Here is a 21,367-nt window from a genome sequence, read left to right as displayed (position 1 = left end):
TCAACCTCCCTGCACGGTGATGCGGGTGGAGGCGCAGCGCCACAGCCAGAGGACGCCGGCGAGGAACAGCGCGGCCCAGGCAAGGCCCAGGCCGAGATGCAGCCAGACATCGGCCGCGGACAGCCTGCCGAGATAGACGGCATTCGGATAATAGACCACCCAGGCAAAGGGCAGGTGGCGGGCAATCGTGGCCAGCGGTTCGGGGAAGAACCAGAACGGTATCAGCAGGCCCGAGAACAATTGCAGCAGGGCGCCCAGGATCCAGTCCAGCGAGAAGCTCGTCATCAGCCAGAAGGCGATGAGGCCGAAGAGCGCCGACATCAGGAACAGCAGCGTAAAGGACAGCGCCCAGAAGGCGATGAACATCAAGCCATCGAACAGGGTCGTCGGCGGCAGCATGCCGTAAAACAACGCGGTAAAGGCGATGGTCGGAATGACCTGGGTCATCAGGCGATAGCCGAAGCCGCCGCATTCGTTGGCGAAAAGATAGAGCGGATAGGACAAGGGCTTGAGCAGCCAAACCGCGATATCGCCCGTCTTCAGCGACCGGCCGATTTCGCCGATGATCCTTTCAGGGCGGGTTGCGCCCATCACGGCGCCGCCGAGCAGGGCATAGGTCACCATCTGCTGCAGGGACACGCCATCGACCACGATGCCGCCGATGCCGGCATAGGCCGCCTGCCAGATGGCGACACGCGCAAAGACCTGCACGAGTTTGCCGAAGATATTGGCCCATACTTCGTTGCGGTAGGCGAGCTGCGAATGGAAGGAGCTGCGCGCGAAGGCGAAATAGGCGCTCATGATGCCAGAGCCTTGGCATTGCGCCGCTGGTAGAAGGTGCGGATGACCTCTTCGATGTCGGGCTCGTGCAGCGCCACATCCTTGAGGCCGCGCCCGCTACCGACCTCCGACAGGATTGCGACCAGCGAGATGTCTTCACGCTCGATGAGATAGTTCTTGCGCAAGCCTTCGTCGCTGGCGAGTGCCGCGGTGCGCAACGGCAGCGGTCCAGGGTCGCTGGCAAATTCAAGTGTCAGCCGCCGGGCCGAACCCAATGCCGCGCGCAGGCTCTTCAACTCGCCGTCGAAGATCAGCCTGCTATGATCGACCATGATCAGCCGCGGGCAGATGGTCTCGATGTCCTGCAGGTCATGGGTGGTGAGGATGATGGTGACGCCGCGCTCACGGTTGATCTCGGCGAGAAAACGCCGCACGGCGTCCTTGGCGACCACATCAAGCCCGATGGTCGGTTCGTCCAGAAAGAGGATCTTGGGGTCGTGCAGCAGCGACATCACGATCTCGGCGCGCATGCGCTGACCGAGGCTGAGCTGGCGGACCGCGCGGTCGAGAAAGGGCGTCAAATCAAGCAACTCGCTGAAGCGTCGGAGATTATCCGCATAGCGGGCGGTGGGAATGTCGTAGATGCGCTGATGCAGGGTAAAACTGTCGACCAGCGGCAGGTCCCACCATAGCTGGCTGCGCTGGCCGAAAACGACGCCGATCTCGCGGGCATTGTCCATCCGCCGCAGGTGTGGTGTCCGGCCGAGTACCGAGAGCGTGCCGTCGCTCGGCACCAGGATGCCGGTCATCATCTTGATCATCGTCGATTTGCCGGCGCCATTCGGGCCGAGATAGCCAACGGCTTCGCCCGCCGCGATGTCGAAACCGATGTCGGAAACGGCCAGAACTTCCGTATATTCGTTGGTCACCAACGTCTTCAAGGCGCCCAGCAAGCCCGGAAATCTCTTGTGCTGCCGGAAGCGTTTGCTGACGCCCCGCGCCTCGATCAAAGCCGACATGTGTATTTCCTTAAGGGGTAATTCCAGCCGATTCGGCAGCAGCGTCCAGGCTAACGCGAGGCTCGACCAGTTCAAGTAAAAGTCGCTTTTTAGGGCGCTACTCAATCGCGCCTAGCCTTTTGCATTGACAGCGACGGTCGCACCGTTCTTGCGACCGGTTCGCGGGCGATATTTTCCTCAGGCTTCCTTTGATGAAGCTGGAGCCGGCCGAGGTGTTCAACACCATTGAGCCAGCGGAGAACCGTTCCAAGGTGCAGGCCTATCTTCAGGCCTTCTTGGCCTATTGCACGGCAGACAGTAAGACCGCCTGAGGTTCGCTCGCTACATCATCGGACGTCCATCAGCAGGCCGTTCTCGAATGCCGTCTTTTCGTGAAGCGTGTGCAGAATGACGAGCGGGGCTGTGAGCAGCGCGGCCAGGATGAAGGCGGAGAGGAAGTGTCTCGTCAGGAGACGAAGGATAGGTCGGATCATCTTGATCTCCAGCTGCCGCGGATATTCTCTGTGCTGGACCTCAACAATTGCGGCAGCATGACCGGTTGCCTTTGAAGCTCCGCAATGCTGCCGCAACCCTTGTGGCGGACAGAGGGGAGAGCGAGACAATGGGCGGGCGATGCGAATACTGCTGATAGAAGATGAGAGGGAGCTGGCTGAGGCGCTATCGGCCGCACTCGGCAAACATGGGATCGTCGCGGACCATACGATCCATCTGGCCGATGCGGTCGAACTGACGCGGCAGAACCTCTATGATGCAATCCTGCTCGATCGGCGCCTGCCCGACGGAGAGGGCCTGAGCTTCATTCCGGAGCTCAGGCGGACGGGGAAAGATACGCCGATCATCGTGATGACGGCGCTGAACGAACCGAAGGAGCGGATCGAGGGCCTCGACCTCGGGGCCGACGACTATCTCGGAAAGCCGTTCCTGGTCGAGGAGCTGATGGCGCGGCTCAGGGCCGTGCTGCGGCGATCGCCTGAACTGGCCGAACTCAAGATCACGGCCGGGCGGATGGTGATCGACCCGCTGCATCTCAGCGTCACCGTCGATGCCGTGCCGCTCGATCTGCCCCGGCGCGAACTTCTGGTGCTGGCGGCACTCGCAAGGCGCAAAGAGAAGACCGTGCTGCGCTCGACACTGGAGGCGGCGGTTTATAATTACGAAGAGGAAATCCAGTCGAATGCGCTCGACGCGCATATTTCGCGGCTGCGCAAGCGGCTGATCGATGCCGGCGCCGGCGTCGCGATCCATAATATCCGCGGCGTCGGTTATCTCATGAAGGAGGAGTGATGCGCGAGGCGACCAAGTCGAACCTTTCACTCTGGTGGACGCTCAGCTGGCAGCTCAGTATCGTTTTCGTGGCTGTTGTTGCGACAGTGATCATCGGGCTTTGCATTTACGCCACCAGCATCCTCTCGCCCAATGAAGGAATGCAGGTTCAGCTGACTGCAGCCCTCGAGGAAGCTCTTACGCGTGACTCGCAGGGCAGGATCGCCATAGCGGATAGCCCGCGTCTGAGGTCGTTCAAGGCTGAGAACAACAGGCTCTGGTTTTTCGTCGCAACACCCAGTGGAGAAACGGCCTCCTACGGCGTAATACCGGCGCCCTATGCGGACCTAGCCCAGTACGTCTACCTCATCAAAGACGCCGACATACGAGGGGCGTCTGGTACGACCGAGGTCGCCTCTATCGACCGTGTCGACACGGCAGAAGGCGAGTACAGAGTGATGTACGGCGGAAACGCCAGCAGAAGCTCCGCATTTCTGGCAATACTCGGCAAAACCTACCTCATTTACACACCACTTTTGGCCATCGCTTTGCCTGGGGTTTTTCTAACGATCCCCCGCGTCGTAGCGCGCGCTTTGGCCGGCGTGACGGATATAGCGAGCAAGGCATCGGAAATCGAACCCCGCCGGCAAGGAGCCCGATTGCCGGTGGATGGTATTCCCACGGAAATCGCACCATTGGTGATTGCTTTTAACGGAACGCTTGAGCGGCTTGAGAACGAGTTTAAGAAACGCCAGCGCTTCCTGCTCGACGCGGCGCATGAGCTTCGGACCCCGATCGCTATCATGCAGACGCGGATCGACGGAATGCCCGACGGGCGCGAGCGGCAGCGGCTGCTCGACGACGTGGCGCGGCTCGCGCAAGCGGCCGAGCAACTGCTCGATTTCGAGCGCAACGATCAGGCGGCCGATCTCGACGAAACGGTCGATCTCGTCGAGATCGCCCGAATGACGGTTGCCGATCTGGCGCCGCTGGCGATTGCCGCCGGTTACCAGATTTCCTTTCAAAGCGACGTGGAAGGCCTGAAACGCCGTGGCAGCCCTTCCGCCCTGCCGCGGGCGGTGAGCAACCTCGTGCGCAACGCCATCGACCATGGCGGCAACGGCGGCATGATCACGGTTTCTGTGTCGGGTTCGCCTTTCGGCGGCGGCCGTATCAGTGTCGCCGACGAAGGGCCGGGCATTCCGGCCGAGCATCGGGAGCTGGTGTTCGAGCCGTTCTACCGCGTCACCCCGAAGAGCAAGGGTGCCGGTCTCGGCCTCAGCCTCGTTAAGCAGATCGCCGCAAACCACGGCGGTGAGGTCGGCATCGAAAGCGCTGCGACCGGGACGCGGGTGACGATCGACCTCGGATAAGCCGGCCTGCTCCGGCGGCATTCGTTCACGGAAACGATGTAATGTTGCGGCAATTGTCGACCGCCACTTTCGCCCGAGTTCATCGGCGACGGAGGCCAGGCAGCGTGCGCAGCAATCCATTCCCATTTTCCTCCCCCGTGGCGTCGAGAAGTTTGTGCCTCGCTCTGCCGGTGGCGCTCGTCATGGCCGCGGCCGGGTGCAGCTCGGTGCCGCTAAAGGAGGCCGGTACGCTCTCCTCCTACGGCAATCTCGGTGCGCCGAAGGGCAAGCTGTCGAAATCGCGCGTCTATGTCGATGGGACGCGCCTTAGTCCGGCAAAGACGGTGAGCATCGTGCCGACGACCTTCGCCTTCAGCGCCGCGACCCGCGTCAAATCGGACGCCGACCGCGTGATGGTGGCGAACGCTCTGGACCGGGCGCTCTGCATTTCGCTCAGCGACAAATACCAACTGGTCTCTGCCGGCCAGCCGGCGGACCTGACAATCCGCTCCGTCGTCACCGACATTGTGCCGACCAACAAGACGATGGCGGGTGTTTCGACCGTCGTGACCGTCGGCACCGGTTTCGTGCTGCCGGTCGGCGTGCCGCGGCTGCCGACTGGCCTCGGCGGATTGGCGGTCGAGGCGGAGGCCGTCGATAGTGGTGGCGTGCAGCGGGCGGCGATCGTCTGGTCGCGCGGCGCAAACTCGTTGCAGAATAACCCCCGCGTGTCTGAAGTCGGCGATGCCTATAGCCTGGCTTCGAAATTCAGCGGCGAGTTTTCCCGCATGCTGATCAAAGGTAAGGAGCCGAAGGGATTGGATATCTCGCCGCCCTCAGGGCAGCAGATGAAATCCTGGCTCGGTGGCAAACCGAAATACGCCGCCTGCGACGCCTTCGGCCGGCCGCCCGGACTGATAGGCGCCGTGGCCGCCAAATACGGCGCGCCGCCGCAATGGACCGAGAAGAAGCCAAAACCGGCCGCGATCTATTGAGAGACGATGCGCGACGACGGCCGCGGCCGTCGTACGACCAGCGCTCAGCCTCGCCCCAGGCTGACGGGACGGACGGAGCAAAAGCGGGTAAGGCTTGTGCTCCGTCCGTCTGAAAGTCCGTCGCGAACATAGTCTTCGTTGCCCGGGAGAGCTTGCAGATCCGGCGGCAGCAGGACGACGCGGCCAGCGGGCTTAGCTGTTTCTCCGGATGTCATCGCTGACGCGGCTGGAGCCGGACAACACGGCTGAGCGAAGCGGGCGAGATTGTTTTGGGACATATCCAGCATCAAAAAGCCCCGCATCTTCATGCGAGGCTCGCTCTGATCTATGGGCCGGACTAGCGGCACTGGCGGCGCGGGCCGTAGTTCGGCTGATAGGTATTGTCATAGGCGCGATATGACCGATAGCGGCTATAGCAGTATTCGGCATGTGAACTATACGCTCGGGGGCGCGGCTGCGAAGCGATGATGCCACCGATGAGGGCGCCGGCTGCCAAGCCGCCGATGATGGCCCCGTTATTGTCATATCGGTTGTCATATCGGCGATACCGGCGATCGTAGCGGCGATCCCAGCCATCGCGATCGTCACGGTCGTAGCGGCGCTCGCGGTAGCTGTAGCGGTCACGATCGTTGTCGCGATCGCGATCGCGGTACCGGGCGCGGTCATTGTCGCGATCGCGGTTGCGGTCGGATCTGCGGGTATCGCGATCGCCCGAGCAGACGATGGAGTATGGGTTGCAGGCGACAGTCATGATCCGGGCATCGATACTTTGAGGCGCCGGCTGCGCCGATTGCGCCTGGCTCGGCACGAAGACCGGGCCCGCCGAAGCCGGCATTCCGGAGAAGGCCGTCGCTATCGACAGCGCAATGACGGCAAATCTGTTCATTTCACTCACCTTGGGTAAACGGATGTATCGAGGGGATAACGCAGCGGAAGGGATTGAGTTTCATTTTGGGATGGGGCGGGGTGATGTATGTGCGTATCTTCCAAAATATTGTGCTTTCATACATATAGAGCTGGTTGGGAGGGGGCAAGGCGATTTGCTGGACGTCGTGACAGTCTACGGTGTCTCTGAGATGCCGCGCATGGGGCTTTCGGCTATCAAAAAGCCCCGCATCTTCTTGCGAGGCTTGTTGCTAAATGGTGGACCAGCTAGCGGCACTGGCGGCGTGGGCCGTAATTCGGCTGGTAGGTATTGTCGGAGGCGCGGTAGGACCGATATCGGCTGTAGCAATAGTCCGCATGCGAACTATAGGCACGTGCGCGCGGCTGCGAAGCGAGGATGCCGCCGATGATGGCGCCGGCCGCCAGACCGCCGATGATGGCGCCGGTATTGTCGTGGCGGCGATACCGGCGATCGTAGCGACGATCCCAGCCATAGCGGTCGTCTCGGTAGTAGTCTCGGTCACGGTAGTAGTCCCGGTTGCGATAGTGATGGCGGTTGCGATACCACCTGCGATTGTTGCTGAACTGACCCGGGCAGTTCGTGAAGTTATTGCAACCAACGGTCATAATCCGGGCATCGGTGCTTTGAGGCACCGGTTGCGCCGATTGCACCGGGCTCGGCACGAAAGCCGGGCCTGCCGAGGCCGGCATTCCGGAGAAGGCCGTCGCTATCGACAGGGCAATGATGGCGAATCTGTTCATTTCACTCACCTTGGGTAAACGGATCTATCGACGGGATAACGCAGGGGAAGGGGAATGGTTCATTTTGGGAAATTCACCAACAAGTTCGAATTGAAAGTAGATAGTCAATTAGATCTTTATGGATGGGCTGCTTCAATGACCGAGATGTAACAGCACTTCTATGCATGTCGGAAGGTTCACCATGCGGCTCTCCAGAATTCTCGGCGTTCTCTGTCTCTCGACGAGCTTGGCAATTGCACCTCTCAATATCACCATCACCGACCTATCGCCTGCTTTCGCCAAGGGCGGCAACGGCGGCGGCAATGGTGGCGGCAACGGCGGCGGTGGCGGCGGCGGCGGTGGCGGCGGTGGCGGCGGTGGCGGTGGCCACGGCGGCGGAAGCAGCGGCGGTTATGGAGGCAGCAGCAGCAATAGCGGCGGCGGAAAGGCCAGCGCCAGCTCGAGGGGGAAGACAGAAAATGGCCGGACCGGAAGCACGGGCAGGGCCGCCAAGACGAAATCGGCCAAGCAGACTGTCAGTACGAAAAGCACCTCCAAAAAGACGACCATCGCCAAAGCGCCTGCGACAAAACCTGCAAAAAAGCCAGCAGCAGAGCTTGCCGGTCTCAATTCGCTGAAGCGCAACTTCCATGCTCTCATGAAAACGGCCGATCCTCGGATGGCCGCGATTGCCGCATTCAGCACGGCGTACGCTCAATATGAACTCACCAACGGAGTGGCGCCACCCGCCGACGATCCGGTATTGGGCGATGCCGCGCTGACTGCGGCGCTGGCCGCCGCAACCAAGACAGGCATGGTCACGCCGGAGGCTTTGGGCTGGGCACAGGAGACGCTCGGTGTCGGAACATCTATCGGGACGATCGACCAGATGAGAGACGCCTTAGCCGCAGCCGCCCCGACAGCGGAAACCCCGGCAGCAGAGACCGAGACAGCGACCGGCGAGACGGCCGACGGGAGCCCGACGACAGACCCGGTCGCGGCTGAAGAAACCTCTGAGACTGGAATGGAAGGCACAGCGGACACCACTGAAGCCGCCCAAAATGTTGACGAAACCGAGACCTCTGCCACAAGCACCGAGACGACAACGAACCCGTAATCCTCCTTGAGGAACCTTCGTGATTTGCCGAATTCATTGCCCCTTCGACGACGGGGCAATGCTGCTTGTCGTTGGCGACATGGCGCTGGATCAGGCCACTGCGCGACATGCTTTAGGTCGTCTCGCGGGCGCTCCAGAGCAGCCTGAGGCCGAGCGCCCCGAGGAAGAGGCCGGTGATGCGGTCGATCCAGCTCTTCATGCCGATATAGAATGTCCGGATGCGACCCGACCCAAACAATATCGCGACGATCGAATACCAGGAGAATTCGTTGAGGAAGACGATGGCAAACAGCGCGATCGTCATCCAGAGTGGGGCTTCGGCCGGCAGCATCGAAACGAAGATCGAGCCGAAGAACACGGCAACCTTCGGGTTGGAGAGCTGCGTCAGCAGTCCCTTGAGGAACGGATTGACGGCGCCATCTCGATCTTCGATGACAAGCGGCTCGCTCGCGTGGCGGAAGATCTGAAAGGCGACCCAGAGAATGAAGAGGGCGCCGGCCACCTTCATGACGAAAAACAGAGTGGGCAGCGCGTGGAACAGCATGTTCAGCCCCAGAAGGGCGGCTAACGCCCAGAGGAGTGAGCCGGAGCCGAGGCCGAGCGCCACCTTGACGCCATCCGAACGCGAGCGCGCGGCTGCGGTCTGGGCGGTGATCAGGAAGCTCGGCCCGGGCGATATCACGGCGACCAGCTGGACGAGGCCGATGGTAAAAAGGCTGAAGAGATTGGCGGTGAGGGAATGCATGGCGGGTTCCTTTGCTGGCGGGCATTGGGGCATCAAGCTGGGCGATTACACTGTCGCGGGCGGGCGCGACACGGCCCAGGTGGGGTGGCGCCGAAGGGATGATCGAGGAAGAAGTACCAGGTGCCGTCTTCGCCTTTGCGGTGAACCTCCATGCCGTGATGATGGACCTCGACCGGCCTGCCATCCTGGTCCTGCCCCGCGATCAGCCATTGCGAGCGTGTCATGGCGAAATCGCCCGAGATGGTCGTGTGGTGGGTGACGACGTCCATATGCGGTCTCAGGCCGATATAGGCGGCCATGGTCGCGCGGATGGCATCGGCGCCGCGGGCGATGGTAGTGCCACCATGCACCTCGTCGACCTGCACGATCGAGGCATCGGGGTGATAAAGGGCGGCTGCGGCTTCAACATCCAGAGCGTTGAAAGCCCGGGCGAGCCAGAGGTTGCTGAGTTCGGGACTGGGAGAACCCATGGAATATCTCCTTTCCTGCTTTCGCTGAAAAGGGCTAACCGCAATGCGTCGCATCGGCAATCTGTGAGTTTGCAGTTTCGGGATGCGCCTACGCACAGGCGAGCACCTCGCCCGAGCCGGATCTTCCCCCAGCGCCGGCCGACCGGTTATAGATGAGGGATGGCGCAAAATCATCGACATCTGGACTGGAACGACCTGCGCTGCGTTCTGGCGGTCGCCGAACATGGCGGGCTTGCGGCAGCGGCACGCGCGCTCGGCGTCAACCACACCACCGTGCTGCGGCGGGTAAACGCCTTCGAAGAAGCGCAGGGTCTGCGGCTTTTCGAGCGGCTGCCCACGGGATGGTGGCGAGGAACTGCTCGCCTCCGTGCGGCAGATATCATCGCTTGTTACCGATCTCGAGCGGCGGCTGACCGGCAGGGACCTCAGGCTGGAGGGCGTGCTGCGCGTCGCAACGACCGATACGCTGGCCTCCAGTATCCTGCCGCAGCATCTGGCGGCGTTTCACGTCCGCTATCCCGATATCGTCGTGGAACTGGCGGTCGGGAACCTGCCCGTGGATCTCGTGCGCCATGATGTGGATGCTGCGATACGGCCGATGGCCGGACCATCCGAGACGCTGATCGGCCGGCGCGTCTCCGCGGTGGCCCCCGCAATCTATGCCGCGCAGGGCGCCGAGACGAGGCCGTGGCTCGTGCCCGACGACACGCTTGCCGGCACCGTTGCCGGCCGCTGGGTGCGCGCGCATGTCGACCCAAGCGAAATCGCCGCGCGCGCAGATAGCCTGCTTACCCTGCGTGACCTCGCGATTGCCGGCGCTGGACGCACGATCCTGCCGTGCTATCTCGGCGATGTGGTGCCGGAGAGGCTTGTGCGGCTGGGGGAACCGTTGCCGGATGCTGTGTCCGAACTGTGGCTGCTGATGCATGCTGATCTCAGCCGGACGGCACGGGTGCGGGCTTTCAATACGTTCATGGCGGGTGCCTTGGCGGGAGAACGGGATTTGCTCGAGGGGCGTCGGGATCGGTCTTCTCGCAGCAGGTAGCGTTAACACAACAGACATCTCAGGGTGGTAATTCCTTCCAAACAGAGCTTGCTACCGGTGGCGGTCGGTACCACCGGGGCGCGTCTTGCCGGGGACTGGAAGAATGCTGAATTGGCGCGTGCGGCGGACGGCCCTGATCCTTGGGTTGGGCCTGATTTTGTCGATAAGCATCTACGATAGGACATCGCGTGACAGCGGGCGGGTCGTCAACAACATCATCCTTACATCCGACCCGGACAGCAACCAGCAGATCCATGCCGGTGCGGGCGATGATGTGGTGTATGGCCGAGGCGGACAGGATGAAATCCGCGGTGAGGAAGGGGACGACACGCTCTACGGCAACGAGGATGACGATCTTCTGACCGGCGGCACCGGCAACGACGCCTACGGCTATGCCCGCGGCGACGGCAACGACACCATTGTGGAAACGATCGAGGATAGCGGCAATGCCGATACGCTGATCTTTTCCGATATCGGCCCCGGCGATATCGGCCTTCGCCAGGAGGGCGACGATCTCATCATTGCGATCAGGATGAGTGCGGCAGATGCCGCCAAGAACGTATCAATTCTCGAGGAAGCGAGGCTTGCGGCAAAGAGCGACGGCAGGCTCGCCTGGGCGCTTGAAAGGACTGCAGGACGTATGGCCGCGGGCGGGTCGATCATCATCGAGTCGGGACGATCAGGCGGCGAGAAGGGGATCGAAAGCATCAGGTTCAGCGACGGGACAATCTGGTCGAAGCAGGACATCGCCGCGCATATCAGCGTGGTTCAGCCCGAGGGTATTGCCGGCACGTCCGGCGAGGAAACCGTGGAAGGCACGAGGGGCGACGATCTGATCATCGGGCTTGAAGGAAACGACACGCTTTCCGGATCCTTTGGCGACGACACCTATGTCTATACCAGCGGCCATGGCTCCGACGTCATCGATGACATCGTCAACATGTCGAACGAGATCGACACGCTTCGCCTGACCGATCTCACCGCTTCCGACGTGATGTTGCTGCGGGATGCGGCAAAGCTGATGGTGATCGTCAAGCCGACGGGCGACGTGATCACCGTCGAGAAGCAGTTCTTGGCCGAGGGCTATTGGGGCATTGAAAAGATCGAATTTTCCGATGGAATGTCCTGGGACAGGGACAAGATTCTTATGCGCTAGGTGCCGAACTGGAATGACTGCGCCGACCATCGTCGTGTGTTCATGCAGCGGCGGCGCAAGTTTCTGCGCCCTGGGTCTCCATGTGCGTGTCGATGCCGGTCAATGGCGGGAGGAGTCGGTCCGCCCTTCCTTGTGCTAACGTGAGGCGCGCTATCAGGCTCGCCCTCCGCCGGCCAGCAGCCGAAGCTGGTTCTCGTCATGCACACCCTGGCGGTAAAGCTCGATGATGAGGGCGCCCAGACGGTCGGCCTCCTTGCCTGCTCTGTCGATCTTTAGCCCGCTACAGAGGGATTCGTGGACACGCCTGCACACGTCCAGATCTTCCGAGGCGAGCGGTTCGTCACGCGTGCTGAACAGCTTGTCTGACATCGCAATCTGCCCTTTTTGGATGCCGCGAATCGCTTTCGTGAAAAAAAGATAATTTCGCGATCTTTGCTCTGCAAGATGGGCGAAGGTCCGAAATTCAAAAAACAATTTTGGCCGCGCGGGAAGATGCGGGCGAGGGCGGCGGCACGAGATGAGACCGATCAAGGCGTCGGCTGGACGGATGGTGCGAGCGTGAGATCTACTTGGTTGCGGGATCCTGGCCGCTTTGTTGCGCCAGGCGCAGCTCTTTCAGCCGCTTGGTTTTTTCGCGGCGGGCCCGCTGCTCCGCCTCGATGGTTTCCTTGGCGGCTCGCTCGGTGTTTTCGAAACGATCCTGCCGGTAAGCCTTTGATGAGGGTTCACGTTCTCTTTTCATGGCCGCTAAACGCAAATCGGCGAAAACGGTTTCATGGGAAAATGCTTAACCCACGTCAATCGATCGACCTGGCGCGCGGCGTCTGTGTATCGGACCGCAAGCCATAGCGGCAACCGGGCGCCTGGTCGGCGCCCGGCAACATCACGGATCAGCCTTTGATGAAGGCGAGGATGTCGGGGTTTATGATGTCTGCATGGGTGGTGCACATGCCGTGCGGGAATTTCTCGTAGACCTTCAGCGTGGCGTTCTGCAGGAGCTTGGACGAGAGCAGGGCGGAGTCGGCGATCGGCACGATCTGGTCGTCGTCGCCGTGCATGACGAAGGTCGGCACGGTGATGATCTTCAGGTCTTCGGTGAAGTCGGTTTCCGAGAAGGCCTTGATGCCGTCGTAATGGGCCTTGGCGCCGCCGATCATGCCCTGGCGCCACCAATTGTTGATGATCGGCTCCGACACGTTCGCGCCGGGGCGGTTGAAGCTGTAGAACGGGCCGGCCGGCAGATCGCGATAGAATTGCGAGCGGTTGGCGGCGAGCTGCTTGCGCAGGCCATCGAAGACTTCGATCGGCAGGCCACCGGGATTGGCTTCGGTCTTCACCATGATCGGCGGCACGGCGCCGATGATGACGAGTTTGGCGACGCGGCCCTGCGGCTGGCCATGGCGGGCGACATAATGGGTCGCTTCGCCGCCGCCGGTGGAGTGGCCGACGTGGACGGTGTTCCTGAGATCGAGATGCTCGACGACGGCTGCGGCATCGGCGGCGTAATGGTCCATATCATGACCGTCGCCCACCTGGGTGGAGCGGCCGTGGCCGCGCCGATCATGGGCGACGACGCGGTAACCCTTCTCAAGGAAGTACAGCATCTGGGCGTCCCAGTCGTCGGAGCATAGCGGCCAGCCGTGATGGAACATGATCGGCTGGGCGCTCTTCGGCCCCCAATCCTTGTAGAAGATTTCGACGCCGTCCTTGGTGGTAACCGTGCTCATCTTTTGGCTCCGTTGGCTGGGGTTGGTTGGATTGATGCGGTCAGAAGTTTGCGCCGTTGCCTGCAGAATTGGCAAGGCCACGAGCGCCGTTGGGCCGGAGGCTAGGGGCAAGAAGGTCGCGCCTGATCAACCCGAATATGTTGATGTGCTTATTGAGTGCCTCTTTCTATTCTATTGATATGACAGAAGTTTGTATGTCTCCATGAGATGGGTGTAGCACCCGCCCATTTCGCATGGCGCGAGGGCCGGGTGATCCTCGCCTGGCTGCTTCGCGCTGCGAACATTCCTTTATCCAAGGTACTGATTTAACGGCGAACGTCTGTATTGAGCCATTTTTTTACTATTCGTTCAATATATCCGTCCGGGTAGTTCAATATATCTGTCCGGGGTAGGTGTATTCCCGTTCTGCCGCCGCGTGCATGCCGCTGCCGGCGCTCACTTGAACACGGTTCATCGCCCAACCATCTAATCCTCATACAACAGCGCCATGGCGGACCGTCGCAACCGCGACGGCTTCGCCGGCGGCGGGACGGCCGTTACTGCCGCCTGAGGATCAAATAATGGGTTACATGGATAAGGACATAGCGCCTCAGAATGATGAGGCGCTGATCGATGCCTATTCGCAATCGATCGCAGCAGCAGTCGATACGGTCGGGCCGGCAGTGAGCCGGATCGAGAGGGTGGGTGGCCGGCAGGGGCATGGTTCCGGCTTCGCCGTCTCGCCTGATGGCCTGATCATCACCAACAACCACGTCGTTGACGATGCCAAGGTCGTCCGCATCACCACGCCTGACGGCTTCGTTACCGAGGGCCGGGTGTTGGGTCGCGATGTCGATACCGACATCGCCCTTATTCGCGCCAATACAAGCACCGGCGCCTGGGCGAAACTCGGAGATTCCCAGCGCCTGCGCAGGGGCCATATCGCGATCGCGATCGGAAACCCGCTCGGCTTCGAATGGACTGTTACCGCCGGCATCGTCTCGGCGCTCGGCCGGTCGATGCGGGCGGCCAGCGGCCGGCCGATGGAAGATGTCATCCAGACCGATGCGGCGCTCAATCCCGGCAACTCGGGCGGGCCACTGGTGTCTTCGGGCGGGGAGGTTATCGGCGTCAACACCGCCGTCATCCAGGGCGCGCAGAGCATCGCCTTTGCCGTGGCGTCGAATACGGCCAATTTCGTGGTTTCAGAGATTCTCCGCTATGGCCAGGTCAGACGCGCCTTCATCGGCATAGCAGGCGACACGATCGTGCTGCCGCGCCGGGTGGCTCTTGCGGCGGGCACGGTGCAGACGACTTCCGTGCGCATCCGCCGCGTCGAAGCCGATGGGCCGGCGGCAAAGGGAGGGCTGCAGGAGGGCGATTATATTCTCGCCATCGACGGCAGCCCGGTTGGCGGCGTCGATGATATCGTCCGATTGATGGATGGCAGCAGGATCGGCAGGGATACGGAAATCCTGGTGTTCTCGGTGGCGGGCCGGATCGAGAAGAAGATCTTGCTGCCGATGGCGCGGTCGTGACGCTACACTTCGGCGCCATGACAAAGACATCACCTTACGTCAGGCGCTGACCGCTTCCTGCTCCGTCCCCGAAAAATCCACCGCCGCAAAAGCTGCGGCCAGTACCTCCGGCCCGGCGCCGCTTTTCGCCGCGTCGGTCGAGAGGATCTGGCGGTAGCGCCTGGCGCCGGGCAGGCCGGTGAAGAGGCCGACCATGTGGCGGGCCACGTGCTGCAGCCGGCCGCCGCTGGCGATGTGGCGTTCGGCATAGGTCATCATCCGGTCACGCAACGCCTCCCAGTCCGGTGCGCTCGCCGGCGCGCCGAAGAAGCGCTGGTCGATGTCGGCTAGGATCGCCGCATTCTGATAGGCGGCGCGGCCGAGCATGACGCCGTCGACATGGTCGAGGTGGGCTGCGGCTTCGTCGAGCGTGCGGATGCCGCCGTTGATGCCGATGAAGACGTCGGGCCAGCGCTGCTTCATCCGATAGACGATCTCATAGTCGAGCGGCGGGATCTCGCGATTTTCCTTGGGGCTCAGGCCCTTCAGCCAGGCCTTGCGCGCATGGATCCAGATTGCGTCGGCGCCGGCATCGAGAACGCGGCTGATCAGCTCGGGCAGCGCCTGTTCCGGCTCCTGCTCGTCGACGCCGATCCGGCATTTCACCGTCACCGGCACGGTTGCAACCCTTTTTATCGCCGCGATGCATTCGGCCACCGTCTCCGGCGTCAGCATCAGGCAAGCGCCGAAGGTGCCGGACTGCACGCGATCGGAGGGGCAGCCGACATTGAGGTTGATCTCGTCATAGAGGTAGGGTTCGGCGATTTTCACCGCCTCGGCAAGCTTTGCCGGGTCCGATCCGCCGAGCTGCAGCGCCAGCGGGTGCTCGGCGGCGTCATGACCGAGCAGCCGGTCACGCGGGCCGTGGATGATCGCATCGGCCACCACCATCTCGGTATAGAGCAGCGCCTCGCGGCTGATCTGCCGGTGGAAATAGCGGCAATGCCGATCCGTCCAGTCGATCATAGGTGCAACGGCGAAGACAGGAGCCTTGAAATACACCTGTTTCGGCTGATCTGCTGGTTTTGTGGTTGCAGGCACTTGTCTTGTTTTCTCTCGTTTTATCGCTTTAACGACCGTTTTTGAGATGCTAGTGCTACGATGTAGCATTTGGCAAAGGTCGTGTAGCACTCAAATGGGCACCATATCAGAGCGAACGCGCAAGAATGGTTCGAAAGCATTTACCGCACAGATCCGACTAAAGCAAAAAGGCGAGGTCGTGCACACTGAGGCCCAAACATTCGACCGCAAGACGGTCGCGAAAGCATGGCTCAAAAAGCGGGAGACAGAGCTTGCCGAGCCGGGCGCGCTGGAAAGGCTGAAGGCATTGGACCCCATACTGGCCGATGTGATCGACGAATATATCAGCACGTCGCTGAAGGCGATGGGCAAGACGAAAGCCCAATGCTTGCGGCTAGTCAAGAAACATCCGATCGCTGCGAAGCGCAGCAGCACGATCGCCAGTCCCGACATCAGCGGCTTCGCCAAGGATATGAAGGACGGTTGGCTTCCCGAAGGCGAGGAGGATGTTTTCGAGGCCGACAAGAAGATCCTGGTGCGCCAGCCGCAAACAGTCGGCAACTATATGTCGCACCTCGGCTCGGTCTTTGCCGTCGCTCGGCCGATGTGGGGATATCCGCTCGACAAGCAGGCGTTTGAGGATGCCGTCACAGTGACGAGCCGGCTCGGCATCGTCAGCCGAAGCAATGAGCGCGATCGGCGCCCGACGATCGGCGAACTGGAACGGCTGCTGGAGTTTTTTCCGATCGCAATAGACGCACGCCGCAATCGTCTCCCATGGAAAAGATCATTCTCTTCGCAATCTTCTCGACGCGTCGCCAGGAGGAGATCACGGTCGTTCGCTGGGATGACTACGAGCCGGAGCACGATCGCTATCTCGTTCGGGATATGAAACATCCGGGCCAGAAAATCGGGAACGACGTGTGGTGTACGCTCCTGCCGGAAGCGCGGGCGATCATTGAGGCTATGCCGAAGACGACCGCCGAGATCTTTCCCTATAACGCCGGCACAATCTCGAGGAACTTCACAGACGCCTGCAAACTGCTCGGGATTGAGGACCTGCATTTTCATGATCTGAGGCACGACGGAATTTCGCGGCTCTTCGAGATGGGGTGGGATATTCCTCGCGTGGCCACGGTGTCGGCGCATCGCTCGTGGAACAGCCTCAAACGTTATACCCACATTCGGCAGACAGGGGACAAGTATGCCGGTTGGAAGTGGTCGCCAAGTGTCTGGGCTAGTTAGGGTTAGACCTTCCTCTTGGGGCATCTATCTAGCAGCTCTGTGTATTTCGGGTAGGGCGGCCGATCTTTGTTGGAGTCGTATCCCTTATTGCCTCGGTTTTCACGGGAACATCAAATCGCGCATCCGCTCAGTACGGTCCTGCGCGTGGTCGGCTCTGCCATATCAGTGTCGCTCTGAACCTATCGATAGCACTTTCATTTTCCATCAGTTCCTCGGTGAAGCAGTTATTGAACACATTGCCTCCTGCTTCCTGAATGCCAGATTGCTTAACTAAGTTGCAGTTGTAAAATTCACATCCTGTGAAAGTATTGCTAGACCAATCGCGAAATGAAAAGTCGCAGTTGTAGAAGGAGCAATCGACAAATTCATTATCGTCCAGTCGCCACGCAATTTTTGGCGCATAAGGAGAGATCGAAGTTTCATACATCGCAGTATTATTGAAAACGCTATTGTCTATAATTGTGCTGTTTTTTCCAAACTGGATCGACGATTGGCTCACACTTGATCTAACTATAGTAACACCTAAAACATCTGAAAAGAATCCGCAGCTGTCAATTTCAGAGTTAGATATAAGTAACTTATCTAACTTTCCTCCGGTGACTGCGGAGTCGTTAACGATTGAGTTTTTGTAAGCAATTCTCTCTAGTAAACTGTTGCGGTAATTTAAATATTCAATTTTGCACTGAAATTCTGCTTGAGTCTGTGAGCACTGATGAAAAGTTATATTCTTAAACGACATTTCGAAAAAGTTGATATTCGGTAGGTGAATGCCATCAAACTGATAGCCAGGAATATCCTCATTATTGTGCGAATACCTGTTCATAACATTGAGGGTTTCTTCGATGTCCGAGTTATTTTTTCTCGTGGGCATCTCAGTAAGCGCGGTAACCGCTGGAGGTGCATTGTTCTGTAAATATGCGCAGAGTGTAAGGTAGATTGGCTGCGAGTCTCGCGAGCTGTCTTGAGCGATCCTCTCCAGAGCATAAATGGCGCCCAATCGAACCTCATAATTAATGTCCGTAACTTCGTAGCTTTCGTATTGGCCGAGCGGTTCGCCGTCCGGTGAGGTAGCGGGAATGGGCTTTCCCTGGCGGTCGCGCATGACCTTCTGCGACCCTTCTTCCAATTGATAGTTTTGATGGAATTCTCGACGTTTTACGGTTTTCTCCGCGCCGAGCTGTTCAACGGCTTTTGTGAAGAGGTCGGTGTAATGGCTTTCCCTACTTATTTCCGTTTGCTTAGCCGCGATCAGTGTTCGCCATATTAGAAATGGCACGCCTATCAATGCAGCGACGGCCAAGAGGATATTTCGAAGATCCTCAGGTGTGCCAGATGAAACGACGATCGCGGTGCGATAGATCAGAATCGGCCACGCAAACAGCGCGCCAACAATCGTTGCGAGAAGCGCTATGAAAATCAGGCAAGTGAAGACGTCTGAGGCTACTTGCAAGCCGGGCGTAAACTCCCAAGTGCTTGGTGGCCATTTAAAGGGACGCTGCCACTTCTTGCGCACTTTGTTCGGCATCTGAATCTTCTTTTCGAGAACGCGTCGATCGCGTCGAGGTATAGCTGGAAACTGATTCGCACGCTGCCGATAATCCAGGGAAGTGGGCGATGCGACTGCGTTTTTAACGGTGCAACTGCCGGAATTCCTTCAGCGCCGCTTCCCTTCGCTGATCGAGATACTCGGCCAGGTCCTGCAAATAGATGCCCTTCTGGCATTTCTGCGACGTCTCCGCCCGGACAACAGGGATTGCAATTTCGCCAGTGCCGACCTTTCGCAGGAATTTGTCCGGCGTCAGATGGTTGAAGTAGTCGCGGCACACGTCCTCGACCGGGATGACGGCCTTACCGCCATATTGGGCGAAGAGCAGGAACGATGTGGAGAATTGGGTTTCGTTCGTGGCGGTCACATTGTTCTCCTGTGACGATCCGGAGTGGTGGCGCATCATTGGCCGAGAGCCCCCGAGGCTTCGATTTCTGCCCATGGCTGAAGCTTCACGAACTCAGGATCGACCGCCTTGTACAGTTGGTGATACGCCCCTTCGATATCCTCACCGATCAACGCATCGCGGATGGCGATGATCGAATGCATGGAGATCGCCACATTTGCCTGAGGGGCGGGCTTGCAGATCTCGTTTGCCGTTCTTAGATCAGGGTCGCAAACGGGGGTGGCCGAGTGGTTGAAGGCACCAGATTGATAATCTGACCCACCTAACGGTGGCGCGGGTTCGAATCCCGCTCCCCCCGCCACCTGTCTCAATTCACTAGCCTTTCGGTGCAAAGTGCATTCGATGCAGTCGACAAGGTCTCTATAGGAACGCCAGTCGGGGAAGCTTGTCGCCGAGATCGAGTATCGGGCCTGGACGCACGACGGCAAGCTCCGGCATGCATCCTACAAGGGGCTGCGGGAGGAGGCAGATATAGCTGAAGTGCCATCGCTTGTAACGCGAGCTTAACTTCTCGTAAGGGTAGAGATAGAATGCATCGCGGGAACATCTGATTCGAGGCTAAGTATTTGCTCGCTAACTTTGAGGAGATTTTGATTGCAATTCCAGATGCAGGCTCACGCTCTCATCTGTCGGAAGCGGTTAGATGTTACGAAAGCGGCGCACTTAGGGCTTCGATAGTATCGGCGTATGTGGCGCTTTGCTTTGATCTTGTTGCCAAACTTAGGAACATGGCCGAACTAGGAGATGGAAAGGCCAGGCAAGAGTATAGCAAGATCGAAAACTTCAATGATCAAGTTAGGGCGGGTAATCAGGAAGTCATAAAGAATATTCTGGAATTCGAGCGAGGCCTTCTGGAGCTCTTTCATCGGGATTTCGAGTTTCTTGACAACCACGAATACACAGAGCTTGTACGGCTGAGAGACGATCGAAACAGATGCGCTCATCCAACATTCCTGGACACAGGAAGTGCGTACATCCCATCCGCCGAGCTCGCACGCTTGCATATTCGGAATGTAGGTATATTTGTCCTCGCTCAGCCGCCGAAGCATGGAAAAGCCGCGATCGCGAGCTTGAAGAGCCTGATCCGATCGGAGTTTTTTCCCAACGACGAGCTACTCGCTATTGAGCGCCTCAAAGGGTCGGAAATAGCGAATGCAAGGACGCCATTGATCAATGGAATGATCGACGAGATCACGTTCGGGTGGCCGGATCCAAGCCATGAATTTCACCACAAGATCTCGGCGGTCAACGCGCTGATTGCGATCACTGAAATCCACCGCGCACAGGCCCTCACGCGTATCAGAAGTAACATCCTGAAGCTTTTGAAGCGAACCGACCCGGACTCCGTCCATCTCGGGGCTTATCTTGCGCTCCGTTTCCCTGAAATCGGCAGCTCGATCGACAAGGTATCGCTAGCGACGTTGGCTACCTGGCTAACGCATCTAGATGACGAGTACACCTCGAATCTTGTATCGCTGGCGCTTCTTAACCCATTGCTACGCGATCAAGCAGCAGCGAAAGCGGCGACGTTGAATGCAAATCACATGGTGCGGCAGACGACGCCTCCTCCTGCGGAAATTCTTGCGCGAGCGGTAGCGCTCTATTGCCAATGTTCCAACTGGACGGAGGCGAACTCCGTGGCTCGACTTTGCGCTATCCCCCTTTCTGTTTGGATGTCAAAGGCGCAAATCGACGAAATATTCCGCGCGGCTATGAGTGGTGGTTCGGATTTGCGCGGTAGCCATGAGTTTCCCAATTTTATCCGAGCGCTTTACACAAGCAGCGCGATCGACAACGGCGAGCTAGAAGAGCTAGTTACCAAGTACGGTCTTTCGGAGTTTAGGAACATCGCACTTTCGTCGCTAGCACCTCTCTTTGCGGAGCCCCCTTCCTTCTAAATGCCGGTCTTCGAGTGGACTCTCCGGCTTGGCGCCACAAGGGAACGCATCAAAAACAGCGCTTGGGACTCGGCGGGCTCTCTGCCCCAATCGCTCCCAATTTGCGATTTCTGTCCATCCTGCAGGGTTGACCAGCCCGAAGGAGCAGGTGGAACAAGCAGTTCCATCAACTTTGCCGTCTTCGTCCAACGTACGCACCGGCAGATAGGTGTTCTTCTCCATCCCGTCGACGTATCTGATCGTGTCATCGCGCATCTTGCCGAGTTCGCCTGACAGATCCCGAAGGGCTTCTTCCATATCATCGTCTAAGGCAACCGACCCCGCCACCAGACTTCGCCGAGATCGAGGCGGTGACCCACCGACGTGCCCCGCAAGGCGGACCGTCAGATCAGAATACGTTC

Annotated in this window: 22 protein-coding genes and 4 pseudogenes; 12 read left to right on the top strand and 14 right to left on the bottom strand. The window is 59.5% G+C overall.

Going from position 1 to position 21,367, the window contains the following annotated elements:
- Together RlegSU303_RS13600 and RlegSU303_RS13595 are read right to left on the bottom strand one after the other, a co-directional pair.
- Entirely contained in the window at positions 1-801 is an 801-nt protein-coding gene (locus RlegSU303_RS13600) for an ABC transporter permease (RefSeq protein ID WP_131719028.1), read from the bottom strand.
- Entirely contained in the window at positions 798-1,799 is a 1,002-nt protein-coding gene (locus RlegSU303_RS13595; RefSeq protein WP_131719027.1) for an ABC transporter ATP-binding protein, read from the bottom strand. The genes RlegSU303_RS13600 and RlegSU303_RS13595 overlap by 4 nt, the downstream gene beginning before the upstream one ends.
- Positions 1,800-1,951: 152 nt before the next feature.
- Here RlegSU303_RS13595 and RlegSU303_RS13590 point away from each other — a divergent pair.
- A pseudogene (locus RlegSU303_RS13590) lies at positions 1,952-2,110 on the top strand (NAD(P)H-dependent oxidoreductase); the annotation flags it as partial.
- 15 nt (positions 2,111-2,125) lie between these two features.
- On the opposite strand, the gene RlegSU303_RS13585 reads toward RlegSU303_RS13590, so the two are convergent.
- Positions 2,126-2,272 (bottom strand): hypothetical protein, encoded by a 147-nt coding sequence (locus RlegSU303_RS13585; RefSeq protein ID WP_165504125.1) that lies wholly within the window; start codon positions 2,270-2,272, stop codon positions 2,126-2,128.
- A 139-nt stretch (positions 2,273-2,411) separates the two neighbouring features.
- Between RlegSU303_RS13585 and RlegSU303_RS13580 the strand changes: the two genes are divergently transcribed.
- The 3 genes from RlegSU303_RS13580 to RlegSU303_RS13570 are packed head-to-tail and all read left to right on the top strand — an operon-like array spanning position 2,412 to position 5,409.
- The gene (locus RlegSU303_RS13580; protein WP_094087605.1) at positions 2,412-3,083 is read left to right on the top strand and encodes a response regulator transcription factor; all 672 of its coding nucleotides are present in this window, start codon (positions 2,412-2,414) and stop codon (positions 3,081-3,083) included.
- A complete protein-coding gene (locus tag RlegSU303_RS13575) occupies positions 3,083-4,435 on the top strand; it encodes a sensor histidine kinase (protein WP_131719026.1) in 1,353 nt (450 codons plus the stop codon). Before RlegSU303_RS13580 ends, RlegSU303_RS13575 begins: the two co-directional genes overlap by 1 nt.
- A gap of 41 nt (positions 4,436-4,476) precedes the next feature.
- Entirely contained in the window at positions 4,477-5,409 is a 933-nt protein-coding gene (locus RlegSU303_RS13570) for a DUF3313 domain-containing protein (RefSeq protein WP_231283191.1), read from the top strand.
- Between the two features lie 337 nt (positions 5,410-5,746).
- Here RlegSU303_RS13570 and RlegSU303_RS13565 read toward each other — a convergent pair whose 3' ends face one another.
- Positions 5,747-6,295, bottom strand: coding sequence for a BA14K family protein (locus RlegSU303_RS13565; RefSeq protein ID WP_131719024.1), 549 nt, complete (start codon positions 6,293-6,295; stop codon positions 5,747-5,749).
- A gap of 266 nt (positions 6,296-6,561) precedes the next feature.
- On the bottom strand, positions 6,562-7,056 hold the full coding sequence (locus tag RlegSU303_RS13560; protein ID WP_017960961.1) for a BA14K family protein: 495 nt from the start codon (positions 7,054-7,056) through the stop codon (positions 6,562-6,564).
- A 181-nt stretch (positions 7,057-7,237) separates the two neighbouring features.
- Between RlegSU303_RS13560 and RlegSU303_RS13555 the strand changes: the two genes are divergently transcribed.
- On the top strand, positions 7,238-8,152 hold the full coding sequence (locus RlegSU303_RS13555) for a hypothetical protein (RefSeq protein WP_231283190.1): 915 nt from the start codon (positions 7,238-7,240) through the stop codon (positions 8,150-8,152).
- Between the two features lie 112 nt (positions 8,153-8,264).
- On the opposite strand, the gene RlegSU303_RS13550 is transcribed toward RlegSU303_RS13555, so the two are convergent.
- Positions 8,265-8,897: a LysE family translocator gene (locus RlegSU303_RS13550; RefSeq protein ID WP_020050489.1), complete on the bottom strand. Its 633-nt coding sequence runs from the start codon at positions 8,895-8,897 to the stop codon at positions 8,265-8,267.
- Positions 8,898-8,929: 32 nt separating this feature from the next.
- A complete protein-coding gene (locus RlegSU303_RS13545) occupies positions 8,930-9,367 on the bottom strand; it encodes a YybH family protein (RefSeq protein WP_165507545.1) in 438 nt (145 codons plus the stop codon).
- Between the two features lie 159 nt (positions 9,368-9,526).
- On the opposite strand from RlegSU303_RS13545, the pseudogene RlegSU303_RS34555 reads away from it, so the two are divergent.
- The 3 genes and pseudogenes from RlegSU303_RS34555 to RlegSU303_RS13535 form a co-directional block, all read left to right on the top strand.
- A pseudogene (locus RlegSU303_RS34555) lies at positions 9,527-9,649 on the top strand (LysR family transcriptional regulator); the annotation flags it as partial.
- 85 nt (positions 9,650-9,734) lie between these two features.
- Positions 9,735-10,412, top strand: coding sequence for a LysR family transcriptional regulator (locus RlegSU303_RS13540; protein WP_231283188.1), 678 nt, complete (start codon positions 9,735-9,737; stop codon positions 10,410-10,412).
- A gap of 103 nt (positions 10,413-10,515) precedes the next feature.
- On the top strand, positions 10,516-11,568 hold the full coding sequence (locus RlegSU303_RS13535; protein ID WP_131720172.1) for a calcium-binding protein: 1,053 nt from the start codon (positions 10,516-10,518) through the stop codon (positions 11,566-11,568).
- 153 nt (positions 11,569-11,721) lie between these two features.
- Here RlegSU303_RS13535 and RlegSU303_RS13530 read toward each other — a convergent pair whose 3' ends face one another.
- The 3 genes from RlegSU303_RS13530 to RlegSU303_RS13520 form a co-directional block, all read right to left on the bottom strand.
- Positions 11,722-11,937 (bottom strand): hypothetical protein, encoded by a 216-nt coding sequence (locus RlegSU303_RS13530; RefSeq protein ID WP_131720181.1) that lies wholly within the window; start codon positions 11,935-11,937, stop codon positions 11,722-11,724.
- A gap of 196 nt (positions 11,938-12,133) precedes the next feature.
- Positions 12,134-12,325, bottom strand: a complete 192-nt coding sequence (locus RlegSU303_RS13525) for a hypothetical protein (RefSeq protein WP_020050484.1) — start codon at positions 12,323-12,325, stop codon at positions 12,134-12,136.
- 133 nt (positions 12,326-12,458) lie between these two features.
- The gene (locus RlegSU303_RS13520; RefSeq protein WP_131645390.1) at positions 12,459-13,295 is read right to left on the bottom strand and encodes an alpha/beta fold hydrolase; all 837 of its coding nucleotides are present in this window, start codon (positions 13,293-13,295) and stop codon (positions 12,459-12,461) included.
- A 560-nt stretch (positions 13,296-13,855) separates the two neighbouring features.
- On the opposite strand from RlegSU303_RS13520, the gene RlegSU303_RS13515 reads away from it, so the two are divergent.
- The gene (locus tag RlegSU303_RS13515; protein ID WP_131645389.1) at positions 13,856-14,812 is read left to right on the top strand and encodes a S1C family serine protease; all 957 of its coding nucleotides are present in this window, start codon (positions 13,856-13,858) and stop codon (positions 14,810-14,812) included.
- Between the two features lie 39 nt (positions 14,813-14,851).
- Here the strand turns inward: RlegSU303_RS13515 and dusA are convergent, their stop codons facing one another.
- Complete coding sequence (gene dusA / locus RlegSU303_RS13510; RefSeq protein WP_445944753.1) at positions 14,852-15,817, bottom strand: tRNA dihydrouridine(20/20a) synthase DusA; 966 nt, start codon at positions 15,815-15,817, stop codon at positions 14,852-14,854.
- A 169-nt stretch (positions 15,818-15,986) separates the two neighbouring features.
- Here dusA and RlegSU303_RS13505 point away from each other — a divergent pair.
- A pseudogene (locus RlegSU303_RS13505) lies at positions 15,987-17,116 on the top strand (tyrosine-type recombinase/integrase).
- Positions 17,117-17,243: 127 nt separating this feature from the next.
- On the opposite strand, the gene RlegSU303_RS13500 reads toward RlegSU303_RS13505, so the two are convergent.
- The 3 genes from RlegSU303_RS13500 to RlegSU303_RS13490 form a co-directional block, all read right to left on the bottom strand.
- Positions 17,244-18,641 carry a right-handed parallel beta-helix repeat-containing protein gene (locus tag RlegSU303_RS13500; protein ID WP_131720171.1) on the bottom strand — a complete coding sequence of 466 codons (1,398 nt, stop codon included), beginning with the start codon at positions 18,639-18,641 and terminating at the stop codon, positions 17,244-17,246.
- Between the two features lie 103 nt (positions 18,642-18,744).
- On the bottom strand, positions 18,745-19,065 hold the full coding sequence (locus RlegSU303_RS13495; RefSeq protein WP_131720179.1) for a pyocin activator PrtN family protein: 321 nt from the start codon (positions 19,063-19,065) through the stop codon (positions 18,745-18,747).
- On the bottom strand, positions 19,065-19,211 hold the full coding sequence (locus RlegSU303_RS13490) for a hypothetical protein (RefSeq protein WP_165507542.1): 147 nt from the start codon (positions 19,209-19,211) through the stop codon (positions 19,065-19,067). The genes RlegSU303_RS13495 and RlegSU303_RS13490 overlap by 1 nt, the downstream gene beginning before the upstream one ends.
- A 238-nt stretch (positions 19,212-19,449) precedes the next feature.
- On the opposite strand from RlegSU303_RS13490, the pseudogene RlegSU303_RS13485 reads away from it, so the two are divergent.
- Positions 19,450-19,575 (top strand): annotated as a pseudogene (locus RlegSU303_RS13485) (ATP dependent DNA ligase); the annotation flags it as partial.
- 59 nt (positions 19,576-19,634) lie between these two features.
- The gene (locus RlegSU303_RS13480; protein WP_131720170.1) at positions 19,635-20,966 is read left to right on the top strand and encodes a hypothetical protein; all 1,332 of its coding nucleotides are present in this window, start codon (positions 19,635-19,637) and stop codon (positions 20,964-20,966) included.
- Positions 20,967-21,367: the final 401 nt, after the last annotated feature.

This window comes from Rhizobium sp. SU303 (genome assembly GCF_021052345.1).
Classification (GTDB): domain Bacteria; phylum Pseudomonadota; class Alphaproteobacteria; order Rhizobiales; family Rhizobiaceae; genus Rhizobium; species Rhizobium laguerreae.
Note: the sequence above shows the minus strand (reverse complement) of the source record. Positions and strands in the feature narration are given on the sequence as shown.

Coding starts and splice junctions, on each gene's coding strand:
- RlegSU303_RS13515 (WP_131645389.1), top strand. CDS start 13,856: ATGGGTTACATGGATAAGGACATAGCGCCTCAGAATGATGAGGCGCTG.
- dusA (WP_445944753.1), bottom strand. CDS start 15,817: ATGATCGACTGGACGGATCGGCATTGCCGCTATTTCCACCGGCAGATC.
- RlegSU303_RS13500 (WP_131720171.1), bottom strand. CDS start 18,641: ATGCCGAACAAAGTGCGCAAGAAGTGGCAGCGTCCCTTTAAATGGCCA.
- RlegSU303_RS13520 (WP_131645390.1), bottom strand. CDS start 13,295: ATGAGCACGGTTACCACCAAGGACGGCGTCGAAATCTTCTACAAGGAT.
- RlegSU303_RS13575 (WP_131719026.1), top strand. CDS start 3,083: ATGCGCGAGGCGACCAAGTCGAACCTTTCACTCTGGTGGACGCTCAGC.
- RlegSU303_RS13535 (WP_131720172.1), top strand. CDS start 10,516: ATGCTGAATTGGCGCGTGCGGCGGACGGCCCTGATCCTTGGGTTGGGC.
- RlegSU303_RS13545 (WP_165507545.1), bottom strand. CDS start 9,367: ATGGGTTCTCCCAGTCCCGAACTCAGCAACCTCTGGCTCGCCCGGGCT.
- RlegSU303_RS13600 (WP_131719028.1), bottom strand. CDS start 801: ATGAGCGCCTATTTCGCCTTCGCGCGCAGCTCCTTCCATTCGCAGCTC.
- RlegSU303_RS13560 (WP_017960961.1), bottom strand. CDS start 7,056: ATGAACAGATTCGCCATCATTGCCCTGTCGATAGCGACGGCCTTCTCC.
- RlegSU303_RS13530 (WP_131720181.1), bottom strand. CDS start 11,937: ATGTCAGACAAGCTGTTCAGCACGCGTGACGAACCGCTCGCCTCGGAA.
- RlegSU303_RS13585 (WP_165504125.1), bottom strand. CDS start 2,272: ATGATCCGACCTATCCTTCGTCTCCTGACGAGACACTTCCTCTCCGCC.
- RlegSU303_RS13580 (WP_094087605.1), top strand. CDS start 2,412: ATGCGAATACTGCTGATAGAAGATGAGAGGGAGCTGGCTGAGGCGCTA.
- RlegSU303_RS13490 (WP_165507542.1), bottom strand. CDS start 19,211: ATGCATTCGATCATCGCCATCCGCGATGCGTTGATCGGTGAGGATATC.
- RlegSU303_RS13550 (WP_020050489.1), bottom strand. CDS start 8,897: ATGCATTCCCTCACCGCCAATCTCTTCAGCCTTTTTACCATCGGCCTC.
- RlegSU303_RS13495 (WP_131720179.1), bottom strand. CDS start 19,065: ATGCGCCACCACTCCGGATCGTCACAGGAGAACAATGTGACCGCCACG.
- RlegSU303_RS13555 (WP_231283190.1), top strand. CDS start 7,238: ATGCGGCTCTCCAGAATTCTCGGCGTTCTCTGTCTCTCGACGAGCTTG.
- RlegSU303_RS13565 (WP_131719024.1), bottom strand. CDS start 6,295: ATGAACAGATTTGCCGTCATTGCGCTGTCGATAGCGACGGCCTTCTCC.
- RlegSU303_RS13570 (WP_231283191.1), top strand. CDS start 4,477: ATGTTGCGGCAATTGTCGACCGCCACTTTCGCCCGAGTTCATCGGCGA.
- RlegSU303_RS13595 (WP_131719027.1), bottom strand. CDS start 1,799: ATGTCGGCTTTGATCGAGGCGCGGGGCGTCAGCAAACGCTTCCGGCAG.